Here is a 15121-nt window from a genome sequence, read left to right as displayed (position 1 = left end):
ATGAGTCACAAGTAGGCCAAGCGAATCGGTCAGTAGATGGAGGAAGAGAGATGTCAAGAGCGGAGCGAGTTATTTTAACAAATATGTGTATGGTTTACGATGGAGACCGCATTTTAGTGCAAAATAAAGTAAATGATGATTGGACCGGCCTTTGCTTTCCAGGTGGCCATGTTGAAAATCGTGAATCCTTTGTCAAATCAGTGATACGGGAAATCAAGGAAGAAACGGGTTTGACTATCTATGAGCCTCGCTTGTGTGGTGTCAAGCAGTTTTATACTGAAAAAGATGAGCGCTACATCGTTTTTCTTTACAAGACCAATCGTTTTGAAGGAGAGCTAGTGTCATCCGACGAAGGCGAAGTGTTCTGGGTTAACCGTGAAGATTTTGACAGCTACTCGCTGGCTGTGAGCTTTAAGGAAATGTATCAAGTTTTCACATCAGATTTGACGGAGCAGTTTACCTATCTGGATAATGGAGAGGTTATCAGAGATCTATACTAGAGAGAATCGCCAATCGGCGGTTTTTTTGCTTGTTTTTACCGAATTTAGTATAATAGGGGCAGTAAAAATAGAAAAGAGAAATGCATGAAAATTCGCGGATTTGAGCTGGTTTCCAGCTTTACAAATGATGATTTGCTACCCAAGAGAGAGACGGCTCACGCAGCTGGCTACGACTTGAAAGTGGCAGAGCGTACCGTCATAGCACCAGGAGATATTAAGCTAGTTCCGACCGGTGTCAAGGCCTATATGCAAGCCGGAGAGGTACTTTATCTTTACGACCGCTCGTCCAATCCTCGCAAAAAAGGCTTGGTCTTGATTAACTCCGTGGGGGTCATTGATGGCGACTACTATGGCAACCCTGGAAACGAAGGTCATATCTTTGCTCAGATGAAAAACATCACAGATCAGGAAGTCGTCCTTGAAGTTGGAGACCGTATCGTGCAGGCTGTCTTTGCACCCTTTTTAATTGCGGATGGAGATGAAGCAGATGGCGTGCGGACTGGCGGGTTTGGATCGACAGGGAAATAGAGTGAAAAAATGGAAGACTATTTATTAGTTGTAGATATGCAGTCAGATTATGTTGCTGCAGGAAAAGCATATGATAATGAAGCACTGACTGCGGCTGTCAATGACAAAATAGCTAGTTATCCCAGCAATCGGGTTATCTATATTCTCAATCGTTTTTTCTGGGAGAGAAAAGATAGGAAGAAGAAATTTGCGACCGGCTTGAAGGTTATATCTTCTCGCATCTTTGAGAAGCGTCGGGCTTCTTGCTTTACGAATCCGGATTTAAAAGAGTTTTTAGAGGGAACTGGTGCTAAAAGCTTAGAGTTTATAGGGGTAGATGGCAATGGCTGTGTCAAGGCTTCCGTTTTGGCAGCTGTCAAGGAGAATTATCAGGTTTCTGTCGATTTGTCCGTTGTCGGAGTTGCCCACCAGAAGAAATTCTCTAAAACAATGAAGCAATGGAAAGATTGCGGAATCAAGATTAGATAGCTTTATGAGGATATTAGCATGAAAATCATTTTTATCCGCCACGGAGAGCCAGATTATTCACTTTTGGAAGAGGCTGGTTATACTGGCTTTGGACTAGATTTGGCTCCCTTGTCGGCTGCTGGTCGTCGGATGGCGACAGAGGCCACTGCTAATCCTTTGCTGGAACAAGCGGAAATTATGATCTCCTCTTCTTTGACGCGGGCTTTGGAGACGGCTTCCTATCTGATTCGAAACCGCCAACTATCGCTTTTTGTGGAGCCTTTGCTGCATGAATGGCAGGTATATGAGAGTGGGACAGAAAAGTTTGAGCAGGCTCGGAAGTTATTTTTTGAAAATAATGGTTCTATTCCTGCAGGAAGTCCTGTCCGGTATGAAACGGCTGAGCAGATGAAAGCCCGCTTTTTTCGTGCCTTAAGCAAATACAGAGACTACGAGACGATAGCTCTTGTAGCTCATCGCATGCTCATCCGCCAGTTTGTAGCTGATCAGCAGATTGATTTTTGCCAGTTTATTGAATGTGAATTAGAAATATAAAGGAGATATCTCATCGCTAAGAAAAAAACGACCTTTGTGTGTCAAAATTGTGAATACCATTCGCCCAAGTATCTAGGCCGCTGTCCTAATTGTGGAGCGTGGTCTTCTTTTGTTGAGGAAGTAGAGGCTGCAGAAGTCAAGCATGCTCGTGTTTCCTTGACAGGTGAAAAGACTCGGCCCATGAAGCTGGCTGAGATTACTTCGATTGATGTCAATCGGACCAAGACAGAAATGGACGAGTTCAACCGTGTGCTGGGTGGTGGCGTAGTACCTGGCAGTCTTGTTCTGATTGGTGGAGATCCTGGTATCGGGAAATCCACCCTGCTTTTGCAGGTGTCCACTCAGCTTTCTCATCAGGGCACCGTTCTCTATGTCAGCGGGGAGGAATCTGCTGAGCAGATTAAGCTGCGGGCGGAACGCCTCGGTGATATTGACAGTGAATTTTACCTCTACGCTGAGACCAATATGCAAAATATCCGCACAGAGATTGAAAAGAATAAGCCAGATTTTCTGATTATTGACTCCATTCAGACAGTTATGTCGCCGGAAATTTCCAGTGTTCAAGGCTCTGTCTCTCAGGTTCGCGAGGTGACGGCTGAGCTCATGCAGCTGGCCAAGACCAATAATATCGCGACCTTTATCGTTGGCCACATGACCAAGGAAGGAACCTTAGCTGGTCCTCGGACGCTAGAGCATATGGTGGATACTGTGCTTTATTTTGAGGGTGAACGCCAGCACACTTTTCGTATCTTGAGAGCCGTCAAGAACCGCTTTGGTTCGACCAATGAGATTGGCATTTTTGAAATGCAGTCTGGCGGGCTAGTTGAGGTTGTCAATCCCAGTGAAGTCTTTTTAGAAGAGCGCCTGGATGGTGCGACAGGCTCTTCTATTGTCGTGACCATGGAAGGAACGCGGCCGATTTTGGCAGAGGTGCAGGCTTTGGTGACACCGACCATGTTTGGCAATGCCAAGCGAACCACGACTGGTCTGGACTTTAACAGAGCCAGCCTTATCATGGCGGTTCTAGAAAAACGGGCGGGGCTCCTCCTGCAAAATCAAGACGCCTATCTCAAATCAGCTGGTGGAGTTAAGCTAGATGAGCCAGCCATTGATTTGGCGGTAGCGGTAGCCATTGCTTCCAGCTACAAGGATTTGCCTACCAATCCTCAAGAGTGCTTTATTGGTGAAATTGGCCTGACTGGCGAAATCCGACGGGTCAACCGTATCGAGCAGCGTATCAACGAAGCAGCAAAGCTGGGTTTCACCAAGGTCTATGCTCCTAAAAACTCTCTGAACGGCCTCAAAGTTCCAGACAATATCCAAGTCATCGGTGTGACGACGATTGGGGAAGTCTTAAAGAAAGTGTTTGCTTAGAACCTTGCTTTATAGGTAAATAAAACTGTCAATGTAACGACTTTGGTAGATAAATAAAACAGGTGCAAGGATTAGTTCTCTTTGCTCAAAACAAGATAAAAGGAGAAATCTGATGTCAGATAATCGCATGAATTTTACTATTGAAAACAATAGCCAATTTCCTTTTGTAGAAATTGTATTAGATAAAGGCGAAAAAGCCTATATTCAGCGCGGAAGCATGGTTTATCATTCTTCTAGTGTTAAATTAAGAACCAAACTGAATGCAAAAGGATCTGGTCTTGGTAAATTAGTTAAAGCAGTTGGACGTTCGATGGTGTCTGGTGAAAGCACCTTTATTACGGAAGCTTTATCTGATGCAGATGGTGGCCTCTTAGCTCTAGCTCCTAATGTTCCGGGTCAGGTAATGCCCTTGTATTTAGGGGAACATCAATATCGATTGAACGATGGAGCTTTCCTTGCTTTGGATGGTTCAGCATTTTATACGATGGAACGCCAGTCTATTGGCCGTGCCTTGTTTGGCGGTCAAGGAGGTTTCTTTGTCATGACCACTCAAGGAGAAGGAACACTCTTAGTCAATGCCTTTGGAGCTATCAAGAAAATTGAACTGAAAGACCAAGAAATGACGATTGATAATGCCCATGTTGTTGCCTGGAGCAAAGACTTGCATTATGACATTCACTTGGAAAATGGTTTTTTACAATCTGTCGGTACAGGAGAAGGTGTTGTTAATACTTTCCGAGGTACAGGAGAAATCTATGTTCAAAGTCTAAATGTTGAAACTTTCGCTAAAATTTTGGGTGGATATATTCCTACAAAAGAGTAGGCTTGACTATTCCTGGGCATATAAATTTTTCATGAGTAAGAAGCTTTATCTCTGACAAATCTTAAAAAAGCTGGTAAGATAAGATTAATTTATTTGACAATCAAATAAATTTTCCAGAGATGAAGCAGAGGTGAATATGTCTTACTTTAAAAATTTTATGAAGGCCAACAGAGCGTATGTCGACTTGCATGGAACAGCTCATTTACCAATAAAACCAAAAACAAAGGTTGCTATTGTAACCTGCATGGATTCCCGACTTCATGTGGCTCCGGCCTTAGGTTTGGCCCTTGGAGATGCCCATATTTTGCGGAACGCTGGTGGGCGTGTAACGGAGGATATGATTCGATCCTTAGTGATTTCTCAGCAACAGATGGGGACCAGAGAAGTAGTGGTTTTGCACCATACCGACTGTGGAGCTCAGACCTTTACCAATCCAGAATTTGCCTGTCACCTTGAAAATGTGCTAGGTGTGGATGTTAAGGGGCAAGATTTTCTGCCCTTCACAGATGTGGAAGAAAGTGTACGGGAGGACATGGAATTACTTCGAAAGTCTCCCTTGATTCCTGATGATGTAGAAATTTCCGGTGGCGTCTATGATGTGGATACCGGGCGAATCCATGAAGTTCTATAAATAAATGTTCTAGTTTCCAATTAGTTTGGGAATGAAAAAAAGATTGCTTGCGGGTAATCTTTTTTTCTTACTTGTGCTATAATAGAAACGATTGAAAAGAGGCCCTTTGGTCCTCGATGATAAAAAGAATGATATAAAGGAGATCTGCTTTGGCAAAAGCTATTCGGGTGCGTTATGCACCAAGTCCGACTGGACTTTTACACATCGGAAATGCGCGGACTGCGCTCTTTAATTACCTCTATGCTCGTCATCATGGCGGGACCTTCATTATCCGTATCGAGGATACTGACCGCAAGCGCCATGTAGAAGATGGGGAACGTTCACAGCTTGAAAATTTGCGTTGGCTAGGCATGGATTGGGATGAAAGCCCAGAAACACATGAAAACTACCGTCAGTCTGAGCGTTTGGAACTCTACCAAAAATACATTGACCAATTGCTAGCTGAAGGAAAGGCCTACAAATCTTATGTCACAGAAGAAGAATTGGCAGCCGAGCGCGAACGACAGGAAGCAGCAGGAGAAACACCTCGCTACATCAACGAATATCTTGGTATGAGTGAAGAAGAAAAAGCGGCTTATATTGCTGAACGTGAAGCAGCAGGTATTGTACCAACTGTCCGTCTGGCGGTTAATGAGTCAGGTATCTACAAATGGCACGACATAGTCAAAGGCGACATTGAGTTCGAAGGCGGCAATATCGGTGGTGACTGGGTTATTCAAAAGAAAGACGGATACCCAACTTACAACTTTGCTGTTGTTATTGATGACCACGATATGCAAATCTCTCACGTTATCCGTGGAGACGACCACATTGCTAACACTCCAAAACAGCTCATGGTTTATGAAGCGCTTGGTTGGGAAGCCCCAGAGTTCGGCCATATGACCTTGATTATCAATAGCGAAACGGGTAAAAAGCTATCTAAACGTGATACCAACACTCTTCAATTTATCGAGGATTATCGTAAGAAGGGGTATCTGCCAGAAGCAGTCTTTAACTTTATTGCACTGCTAGGTTGGAATCCTGGTGGTGAAGATGAGATTTTCTCTCGCGAAGAGCTCATTAAACTCTTCGATGAGAACCGCCTCAGCAAGTCTCCAGCAGCCTTCGACCAGAAGAAACTAGACTGGATGAGCAATGAATACATCAAAAATGCAGATTTCGAAAGAATCTTTGCTCTGGCGAAACCATACTTGGAAGCAGCAGGGCGTTTGACAGATAAGGCTGAAAAATTAGTAGAGCTTTACAAACCACAGATGAAGTCAGTTGATGAAATTGTACCTCTGACAGATCTTTTCTTCTCAGATTTCCCAGAGTTGACAGAGGCTGAGCGCGAAGTTATGGCAGGAGAAACAGTTCCAGTAGTTTTAGAAGCCTTCAAAGCGAAGCTAGAAGCTATGACAGATGAAGAATTTGTGACAGAAAACATCTTCCCTCAAATCAAAGCAGTCCAAAAAGAAACAGGTATCAAAGGGAAAAACCTCTTCATGCCGATTCGTATTGCCGTTTCAGGTGAAATGCATGGACCAGAACTTCCAGATACGATTTACCTATTAGGTCGTGAGAAATCTATCCAGCATATCGAGAACATGCTAAATCAAATTCAATAAGATGAACCAGCTTTCGGGCTGGTTTTTATTTTAATCCAGTATATAATATATTGTATTTGAATAAAAATTGATAAAACATTTTTATTTTAATAAATATCGACTTTCTCTTGACATTTGCATTTTCATACCGTAGAATGTTTAAAAATACAAAATATAGAAGGGTAGGAGTAATCGCATGGTTAAAGAGAAAGTTATTTTGGCCTATTCAGGAGGTTTGGACACATCGGTGGCTATTACTTGGCTGAACAAGGATTATGATGTGATCGCAGTCTGCATGGACGTGGGTGAGGGAAATGATTTGGATTTCATTCATGATAAGGCGCTGAAAGTTGGCGCTATTGAATCTCACGTCATTGATGTTAAAGATGAGTTCGCGGAAGACTACGTCCTGGTTGCTCTGCAAGGACACACCTTCTATGAACAAAAATATCCTCTGGTGTCCGCTCTGAGCCGACCTCTGATTTCCAAGAAATTAGTTGAAATTGCCCACAAGACAGGGGCGACGACTATTGCCCATGGCTGTACTGGAAAAGGAAATGATCAGGTCCGTTTTGAAGTGTCCATCGCCTCCTTGGATCCCAAGCTCAAGGTGATTGCTCCGGTTCGTGAGTGGAAATGGTCTCGGGAAGAAGAAATCAATTATGCTAAAGCTAATGGTGTGCCAATTCCTGCAGATTTGGACAGTCCTTACTCAGTCGACCAAAACCTTTGGGGACGGGCCAATGAGTGTGGTGTCTTGGAAAACCCATGGAATGAAGCACCGGAAGACGCCTATGATTTGACGGTTGCGCCAGAGGCAGCGCCAGACAGCCCAGCCTATGTAAATATTGACTTTGAAGCGGGTGTGCCGGTTGCATTAGATGGCAAAAAGATAAAGCTTGCGGATTTGATCCTTGAGCTGAATGACTTGGCAGGACAACACGGTGTCGGACGGATTGACCATGTGGAAAATCGTCTGGTGGGGATTAAGTCTCGGGAAATCTATGAATGCCCTGGTGCAGTGACTCTCTTGGCTGCTCACAAGGAAATCGAGGATCTGACTCTAGTTAGAGAACTGGCTCATTTCAAACCGATTATCGAAAATGAGCTGTCCAATCTCATCTACAATGGTCTCTGGTTTAATCCGGCGACAGAAGCTTTGATTGCCTACCTTAAGTCCACTCAGCAAGTGGTCAATGGAACAGCTAAAGTGAAGCTTTATAAGGGATCTGTGACAGTTGTAGCTCGTAAGTCTGACAATTCTCTCTACGACGAAAATCTGGCTACCTATACCAGTGCAGATACCTTTGACCAGGATGCCGCGATTGGCTTTATCAAGCTATGGGGTCTTCCGTCTAAGGTTCACGCAGAGGTTCAGGCTCACAAAGATAAATAGAAAGGGGCTTTCCTATGGCGAATCATAAACTGTGGGGCGGACGTTTTGAAGCCTCTCTGGAAGGCTGGGTAGAAGAATTTGGTGCCAGCATTGGATTTGACTATCGTCTGGCTCCTTATGATCTAGAGGGCAGCCTAGCCCATGTCAAAATGCTGGGGCAGACAGGAATCGTTGCTTCAGAGGAAGCAGCTGCTATTCAGGCAGGCCTAGAAAAGCTGTTGGCACGTTATGAGGCTGGAGAGCTTGAGTTTGATGTGCGTAATGAAGATATTCATATGAATATGGAGGCTCTTCTGACCGAGGAGATTGGGCCAGTAGCTGGTAAGCTTCATACGGCTCGCTCTCGTAATGATCAGGTGGCGACAGATATGCACCTTTATCTCAAGGATCAGCTCGGTCAGATTGCGGATAAACTCTTAAATCTGCGTCAGGTTCTATTGGACTTGGCTGAGGAGCATGTAGAGACCATCATGCCAGGCTATACCCATCTGCAGCATGCTCAGCCGATTAGCTTTGCTCATCATCTGCTGGCCTATTATCAGATGTTCAGCCGGGATAGTCAGCGCTTTGCCTTTAATCTGGAGCATACGGATTTGTCTCCTTTAGGAGCAGCGGCTCTGGCGGGGACAACGTTTCCGATTGACCGGGAGTTGACAGCTGAATTGTTGGGCTTCAAAGGCATTTACCACAATTCCTTGGATGCGGTCAGTGATCGAGACTTTATCTTGGAATTTTTATCTAACAGCAGCATTCTCATTATGCATCTGTCTCGTCTCTGCGAGGAGCTGATTAACTGGTGTAGCTATGAATACGGCTTTGTCAGTCTATCAGACACCTTTAGTACGGGATCTTCCATTATGCCGCAAAAGAAAAATCCGGACATGGCGGAGCTGATTCGGGGCAAGAGCGGACGGGTTTATGGTCATCTCTTCAGCCTTCTGACGGTTATGAAATCCCTGCCCTTGGCCTATAATAAGGACCTGCAGGAAGACAAGGAAGGCATGTTCGATACAGTGGATACCATCCAAAAATCGCTGGATATTATGGCGGGTATGCTGTCTAGTATGACAGTAAACAAAGAAAAAATGCTGGTTTCAACTCAGCGGGATTTCTCCAATGCGACAGAATTGGCTGACTATATGGCTAAAAAAGGATTGCCTTTCCGAGAAGCCCATGAGATTGTCGGGAAGTTGGTGCTGGAATGCAGCAAGGCAGGCTATTATCTACAGGATATTCCGCTGAGTCGCTATCAGGAAGTGTCGTCACTGATTGAAGAAGACATTTATCAAGCGCTTGAGTCGCAGACGGCTGTGCAAAAGCGAAATTCACTCGGCGGAACTGGATTCGAACAGATCCGTCAGGAGTTGGAAAGAGCTAAAAAAGATTTGAACAACAAATAACATTTAGAAAACATCGTGAAAAAGAGCGATGTTTTTGCTTTATAAAAAGCTATAAATGAAGGTAGAAATAGCGCTAAAGGTTGCTGGCATTGGCTTTTTGGAAAAATATGGTATAATAGATATAATTTTGGTAGATGGAGTTAAATTTTGAAAAAAAGCTATCGCGTCAAGAGTGAAAAAGATTTCAATGCGATTTTTAATGATAAACAAAGTGTGGCTAATAAACGATTTGTCATCTATAAATTGGATAAAGATCAAAAACACTTTCGAGTGGGGCTTTCTGTCAGTAAAAAACTTGGGAATGCAGTTGTCAGAAATGGGATTAAGAGGAAGATTCGCCATGTCTTGATAGAGCATAGACAAGAGCTGCAACCGGTTGACTTTGTCATCATTGCTCGTAAGGGAGTGGAAGAGTTGAATTACAAAGAAATTGAGCGGAATTTGCTACATGTGCTGAAACTAGCTAAAATCTATCAGGAAGGGATTCTCAGTGAAAAAGAAGAGTAAGTTAGCAGGTCTCCTGCTTTTGTCCTCGCTTGTATTGACCGCTTGCGGAACGAGCGAAGTAACATCACAATCAACTGATTTATGGGAGAAATTTGTTTTTTTCTTTGCGGAAACGATTCGTTTCTTATCCTTTAATAGTAGTTTGGGAATTGGAATAATCCTCTTTACCATTGTTATTCGAACAGTTCTTTTGCCAGTCTTCCAAATCCAGATGAATTCATCGCGCAAGATGCAGGAAGCTCAGCCACATATCAAAGCCTTGCAGGCAAAATATCCAGGCAAAGATATGGAGAGCAGAAATTTATTAGCGACAGAGACACAGAAACTCTACAAGGAATTAGGTGTCAATCCGCTTGCATCTTTCATACCGCTCTTTATTCAAATGCCTGTACTTTTGGCCCTTTTCCAAGCTCTTACCCGAGTTGAATTTATGAAAACAGGTCATTTCCTCTGGCTTAATTTGGCAGAGAAAGATCCCTACTTTATTCTCCCAGTACTTGCAGCTCTCTTTACTTTCTTGAGTAGTTGGCTCAATAACAAGGGCTTGGCAGAGAAAAATGGAGCGATGACAGTTATGACCTATCTCATGCCACTCTTGATTTTCTGGTTTGCCCTGAGTTTTTCCAGTGGGGTAGCCCTCTACTGGACAGTGTCAAATGCCTACCAAGTGGGACAAACTTTAGTTTTGAGCAATCCGTTCAAAATGATCGCAGAGCGCGAAGCTAAGCTTAATGCTGCGCGTGAACAAGAAGAAAAGAAAAAACGTGCCTTCCGAAAAGCACAGAAAAAGAAAAAATAAGGAGGTCTCTTGCAAATGGTTGTATTTACAGGAGCAAGTGTAGAAGAAGCAATTCAAGAAGGATTGCGTGAGTTAGATATTCCTCGTATGAAAGCACATATTACTGTTATTTCACGTGAGAAAAAAGGTTTTCTAGGTTTATTTGGTAAAAAACCTGCCCAAGTTGATGTGGAGCCAATCAGCGAAACAACAATGGTCAAGGCTAATCAAAAAGCTGTAAAAGGTGTTCCAGAGGAAGTTAATGCTAAAAATGAACCGGTCAAAAGTGTTAGTGAAGAAACAGTTGACTTGGGTCGGGTTGTCGCTGCAATCAAGAAGGTTGAAGGCGAAGGTGAGAAAGTTTCAGACGAAGTTAAGGCAGAAATCCTCAAACATGATAAACAAGCCAATACTATTTTAGAGGAAACTGGAACAATTGACCTTATTAAAAACCAAGTAAGACAAGGTGAATCAGAAGAAAAGAGCCAACCAGCTAATCAAGAGTTTTCAGATTTAGGTATCGAAGTTGAAGAAAACTATGACATTGAAGAAGTTGTCTCAGATGTGACAGCCTATGTCCAAGAAATCATCAATGAAATGGACGTTGAAGCAAGTTTATCATCTAGTTACAACCGTCGTACGGTCAATATGCAGATTGACACCAATGAACCTGGCCGTGTGATTGGATACCACGGAAAGGTTCTCAAAGCTCTGCAACTATTGGCTCAGAACTATCTCTATATTCGTTATGAAAAGAGTTTTTATATCTCTATTAATGTCAATGACTATGTGGAACATCGGGCTGAAGTCTTGCAAAGTTACGCTCAAAAATTGGCTAACAAAGCTTTGGAAGAGCGCCGTAGCCAGCCGACAGATCCAATGTCTAACAACGAACGCAAAATTATCCACCGAATCATTTCTAAAATGGATGGCGTTACTAGCTATTCAGAAGGCGACGAGCCAAACCGTTACGTCGTAGTTGATATTGATAGTGAGTAAAAGCTTCAATTATTAACTATGTCAGAATTTTTTATACAACAAAGTGAGACTGAGACGCCATTGTCTCCGTCTCCTTTCTTTTATAGATAATAAGTTTGAATGTAGAAAATCAAAGAGGGAAAGAATATGAAAAAAATACTTGTTTTATTACTTTCAGGCGCAATTTTTTTATGTGCATGTAGTCCGAAGGGAGATCATTCATCTCCTTCAAGTACTCCAAAACCATCAAAGCCATCTCAGACTTCTTCGAATTCTATTGAGCAAGATGAAAAAGCATATGCAAGTACTTTGGATAGTCTAAAAAATGATACATCAGAGGGGCGAGCAAATTTATACGCATTTTATGATATTGATGGAAACGGCACTAAAGAATTGCTAACTGGGCACCATTTCAAAGGTCAATATTATTTGGCAGCAATCTATTACTTGAAGCAAGGTGTTTCTACTTATTTAGCACAATCTAGAGTTGCTTCGGCAGGCGGAAGCAGAGAGGTCACAACTATTTATACTGATGGAACAGTCTTTTATGCCCAATGGCATTCTCTAAGCCCTGATGCTAAGGGTTATCTTTATCAACTGAGATCTGATAATAGTGGTGTAGATGTGCTAAAAGAAGCAGATTTTCAAATTGCAGGTGTGGATCCAAATTCTGAAAGCGGGCAACATACAGTATTTGGGACAGGATCTAAAAAAGAGCTTGATCTATCTTCGTTAAAGTGGAAAGACATAGAAAACTATCAAGCAACGACAAGTGTTGGAAATCAGAAAGAACAAAGTCGTTCGTCTCAATTGGATTTGGAAGCCATCCAAAAAGGAGATTATTCTAGTATTGAAGGCAGATGGAGAAATGGGAAGGGGAGTGAATTAGTATTTGATAAAAATGGCTTGGTTAATAACGACCTAAAATTGGGAAATAATTTTAGAATGATTGATTCTTATTTACAAGGTGGAGTATCCTCTGGAGGTCCGGGTGCAGCCATCTTGTTCATTCCAGCAGGTGTTGATATGTCTGTGACTGCGGATAATCAAACGATAGCAGATGCTTCTGATAAAAAACAAGATCGAATTCTTATAACACAGAGTGTTGTTGTTAATAACCCTGAGGTTTTCTATTATAGAGAGTAAAGAAAGGAAATGTTATGTCACTTTTCCCAGCTATAAAAGCTTATCTTCCTTATCAAGGTACTAAGTATATTGCTCCAGAAAAAGCAGGAGACCTTCGTGAGGTCATGCTGGATCTGAGAGCTAAGGGCCAAGCGGCTCGTAAAGAGTTCATAGATCTAGTCAAAGATTTTCAGGCCCTTTATCCGAATTTAAGCTTGGAGCGAGCCAGCCAGTGGATGAATCAGGCTCAGATACTGCGCCCTCACTTTTGGAATTATGTGAGAGGGTATGGGGAGATAACGGAACCCATGTTCGCTCTGCGTTTGTATGGAAGTGCAGATGATTTTGGTGTATCGCTCGAAGTTAGCTTTATGGAGCGTAAGAAAGACGACTATAGTCTCTCTAAGCAAAATCGGATCTTGCAAGTACCTATTGATAGACCAGTTTATTATTTTGCTCAGATAGATGGTGTGAGTCAGCGCTTTGAAGGCATAGAAGATAATCGCAGGTTACTTATGAAACAGGTCCAAGAAGGTCAGGTTCGCAAGGTTTTAGCCAAATACGATGTTAATCTATCTGGGGCTAATTCTAGAGAAGAAGTCTTGTCTAATTTACAAGAAGCAATGACTGCCCTGATTCCATTTTATGAAGCAACAAGGCCTCTATGATTACGTTCTCAAAAGGAAACTTATTTTCTGGAACTATTGACAAAAGGCTTAGAATCATATAGAATAGTAAAGTATGTTTAGTAACTGATCACAACTAGCCGGCTAAACGAATACAAGAATCTAAGAGGAGGTATTCATCGTGAAACGTACTTATCAACCAAGTAAAATCCGTCGCGCGCGTAAACACGGTTTCCGTAATCGTATGTCTACTAAAAACGGTCGTCGCGTACTTGCAGCTCGTCGTCGTAAAGGACGCAAAGTTTTGGCTGCTTAATCAAAACGATTATAACAAGAAAAATCAGTGGAAACTCGAGACCACTGGTTTTTTCTATTATGCTGATAAAGAGTTTATAAATAAAAATAAGACCAGATCTAAGATGAAATCGTTCTGGTCTTTGATATATAAACTAGCTTATCACTTCAGTAAAAAAGGATATAGATAGCAAAGTATGGTGAAACTAATCATAGCATAAAGGATACCGATGCGAATAGCTTGGATAGGTTTATACAGTCGAATCAAGATGAGCAAGCACCACACCAATAAGACAAGGACAAACCAGCCGGAAAGTAATCGTAGAGGGGTTGGTCCATAAAGGTAAATATAGACGCCAAATAATTTCCATCCTGCAAGTAAGGTCAGCAAGGTGGCAAATATAAAGAGCAGAGTGGTTGCTACCCGTGTACCTATCTGATCCCAGAGCGGTTTTTTAGAGATGAGATAAAAAGCTCCTAAAACAGCAAAATTAAGAAGAGAAACTCTAACTAGTTGCCAGAACCCAGTGACTGCAATGGAAGATGCACTTTGAGGAGAAATGGCTTCTGTAACAGTTCCAGCGCTCAAAAGATTTCCTAGCTCGCTTAGACCGGTTGTGAAAAAAAGGATATAGGTTACAAGTAAGCTTCCAATGACAATATATGCTGCAAAGTTTGGAATAGCCCTTAGTGGCTGAACTTTTTCTTGGAAGACTTGGTAGTTAAAAGTAGACGTTCTTTCGCTGAGCAAGCTACCCACAATGAGTCCATATAAGTAGAGACTGACTGGAATAGCAAGAAATAGCTGTGCTAGTATAGTAGCTATATCAATCTTGGAAAAAAGTGAGTCAAAGAAGGTCTGACTAAAATCGGATAATTGTAGGAAGAGATTTGCAAAATTACCTGAGACCTGACTTAGCTGAGTCCAAACAAAGTAAACCAGAACTCCTGAAGCCAAGAGGCTGCCTATTAGGATAACAAAATGTTGGAAGTTCTTTGAATAGCTGTCATTTGTCTTTTCAGAGCTTTCCTCCTCGTGAAGAAAGACGATGCAAGAAGCCATGAAATTTTTAAAGGGCAGAGTGTAGAAAGCTTGAACCATATCAAACCAAACCATAATCCCTAAGCGCCCCTGACTGAGCCAACCTGTACGGGACAGGACATAGAAGGCAAAAGAGAGGTGTATAGCTAAAAATTGGAAAAAATCTAGTTGCTGATGTGCCCCCCAAATACTTAAAGCCGTGGCTTGAGCAATGGTTAGAGTGAAAAAAACTCTCGTCTCTAATTTTTTTGCGCCTTCTTTTAATGGGATAGAGGTTGTATGTAATTTCTTGATTAGAAACTCAGTCGAAAGTAAAAGACCGACTGTGACTGGGAGAGAGTAAATAGTTTTAAGCTGTACCAGGATAGCAGTGTAAAAATAAGCTACCAGGTAGAAAACAATAGTCCCAATTTTAAAGATTTTTATTTGGGCGTCATCTAAAGAGCTGAAGATCGTCTGTTCTTCTAGATCATCTAGATCGTCAAGCTGATAGTCTTGCTCTTCTATCTGTTCTTGTAAAGTTCTTTCCAT

General features: G+C 42.3%; 17 protein-coding genes. 16 read left to right on the top strand and 1 reads right to left on the bottom strand.

Annotated elements, in window-relative coordinates; genetic code table 11:
- The first annotated feature begins 50 nt into the window (after positions 1–50).
- The 16 genes from HMPREF0847_RS10015 to rpmH all read left to right on the top strand — a co-directional run bounded on the left by HMPREF0847_RS10015 (position 51) and on the right by rpmH (position 13570).
- Positions 51–500: an 8-oxo-dGTP diphosphatase gene (locus HMPREF0847_RS10015; protein ID WP_008808192.1), complete on the top strand. Its 450-nt coding sequence runs from the start codon at positions 51–53 to the stop codon at positions 498–500.
- Between the two features lie 84 nt (positions 501–584).
- The gene (locus HMPREF0847_RS10010) at positions 585–1028 is read left to right on the top strand and encodes a dUTP diphosphatase (RefSeq protein WP_008808193.1); all 444 of its coding nucleotides are present in this window, start codon (positions 585–587) and stop codon (positions 1026–1028) included.
- A 9-nt stretch (positions 1029–1037) separates the two neighbouring features.
- Positions 1038–1496 (top strand): isochorismatase family protein, encoded by a 459-nt coding sequence (locus HMPREF0847_RS10005; RefSeq protein WP_008808194.1) that lies wholly within the window; start codon positions 1038–1040, stop codon positions 1494–1496.
- 18 nt (positions 1497–1514) lie between these two features.
- Positions 1515–2030 carry a histidine phosphatase family protein gene (locus HMPREF0847_RS10000; protein WP_008808195.1) on the top strand — a complete coding sequence of 172 codons (516 nt, stop codon included), beginning with the start codon at positions 1515–1517 and terminating at the stop codon, positions 2028–2030.
- A 12-nt stretch (positions 2031–2042) separates the two neighbouring features.
- Entirely contained in the window at positions 2043–3404 is a 1362-nt protein-coding gene (gene radA / locus HMPREF0847_RS09995) for a DNA repair protein RadA (protein ID WP_071788350.1), read from the top strand.
- A gap of 112 nt (positions 3405–3516) precedes the next feature.
- Positions 3517–4227, top strand: a complete 711-nt coding sequence (locus HMPREF0847_RS09990; RefSeq protein ID WP_008808197.1) for a TIGR00266 family protein — start codon at positions 3517–3519, stop codon at positions 4225–4227.
- 136 nt (positions 4228–4363) lie between these two features.
- Complete coding sequence (locus HMPREF0847_RS09985) at positions 4364–4858, top strand: beta-class carbonic anhydrase (protein ID WP_008808198.1); 495 nt, start codon at positions 4364–4366, stop codon at positions 4856–4858.
- A gap of 149 nt (positions 4859–5007) precedes the next feature.
- On the top strand, positions 5008–6465 hold the full coding sequence (gene gltX, locus HMPREF0847_RS09980; protein WP_008808199.1) for a glutamate--tRNA ligase: 1458 nt from the start codon (positions 5008–5010) through the stop codon (positions 6463–6465).
- A 175-nt stretch (positions 6466–6640) separates the two neighbouring features.
- The gene (locus HMPREF0847_RS09975) at positions 6641–7840 is read left to right on the top strand and encodes an argininosuccinate synthase (protein ID WP_008808200.1); all 1200 of its coding nucleotides are present in this window, start codon (positions 6641–6643) and stop codon (positions 7838–7840) included.
- Positions 7841–7854: 14 nt separating this feature from the next.
- Positions 7855–9240, top strand: coding sequence for an argininosuccinate lyase (argH, locus tag HMPREF0847_RS09970; protein WP_008808201.1), 1386 nt, complete (start codon positions 7855–7857; stop codon positions 9238–9240).
- 147 nt (positions 9241–9387) lie between these two features.
- A complete protein-coding gene (rnpA, locus tag HMPREF0847_RS09965) occupies positions 9388–9747 on the top strand; it encodes a ribonuclease P protein component (protein WP_008808202.1) in 360 nt (119 codons plus the stop codon).
- Positions 9731–10546, top strand: a complete 816-nt coding sequence (locus HMPREF0847_RS09960) for a YidC/Oxa1 family membrane protein insertase (RefSeq protein WP_008808203.1) — start codon at positions 9731–9733, stop codon at positions 10544–10546. Before rnpA ends, HMPREF0847_RS09960 begins: the two co-directional genes overlap by 17 nt.
- 15 nt (positions 10547–10561) lie before the next feature.
- Entirely contained in the window at positions 10562–11524 is a 963-nt protein-coding gene (gene jag / locus HMPREF0847_RS09955; RefSeq protein ID WP_008808204.1) for an RNA-binding cell elongation regulator Jag/EloR, read from the top strand.
- Between the two features lie 126 nt (positions 11525–11650).
- Positions 11651–12649: a DUF6287 domain-containing protein gene (locus HMPREF0847_RS09950; RefSeq protein ID WP_008808205.1), complete on the top strand. Its 999-nt coding sequence runs from the start codon at positions 11651–11653 to the stop codon at positions 12647–12649.
- Positions 12650–12663: 14 nt separating this feature from the next.
- Positions 12664–13296 carry a hypothetical protein gene (locus HMPREF0847_RS09945; protein ID WP_008808206.1) on the top strand — a complete coding sequence of 211 codons (633 nt, stop codon included), beginning with the start codon at positions 12664–12666 and terminating at the stop codon, positions 13294–13296.
- A gap of 139 nt (positions 13297–13435) precedes the next feature.
- Positions 13436–13570 carry a 50S ribosomal protein L34 gene (gene rpmH / locus HMPREF0847_RS09940; protein WP_000831902.1) on the top strand — a complete coding sequence of 45 codons (135 nt, stop codon included), beginning with the start codon at positions 13436–13438 and terminating at the stop codon, positions 13568–13570.
- A gap of 141 nt (positions 13571–13711) precedes the next feature.
- Here rpmH and HMPREF0847_RS09935 read toward each other — a convergent pair whose 3' ends face one another.
- On the bottom strand, positions 13712–15121 hold the full coding sequence (locus HMPREF0847_RS09935) for a DUF4153 domain-containing protein (protein WP_008808207.1): 1410 nt from the start codon (positions 15119–15121) through the stop codon (positions 13712–13714).

The sequence above is a fragment of the Streptococcus sp. 2_1_36FAA genome (assembly GCF_000161955.2).
GTDB classification, from domain to species: domain Bacteria; phylum Bacillota; class Bacilli; order Lactobacillales; family Streptococcaceae; genus Streptococcus; species Streptococcus gordonii.
This window is presented reverse-complemented; position numbering and strand designations above follow the sequence as displayed.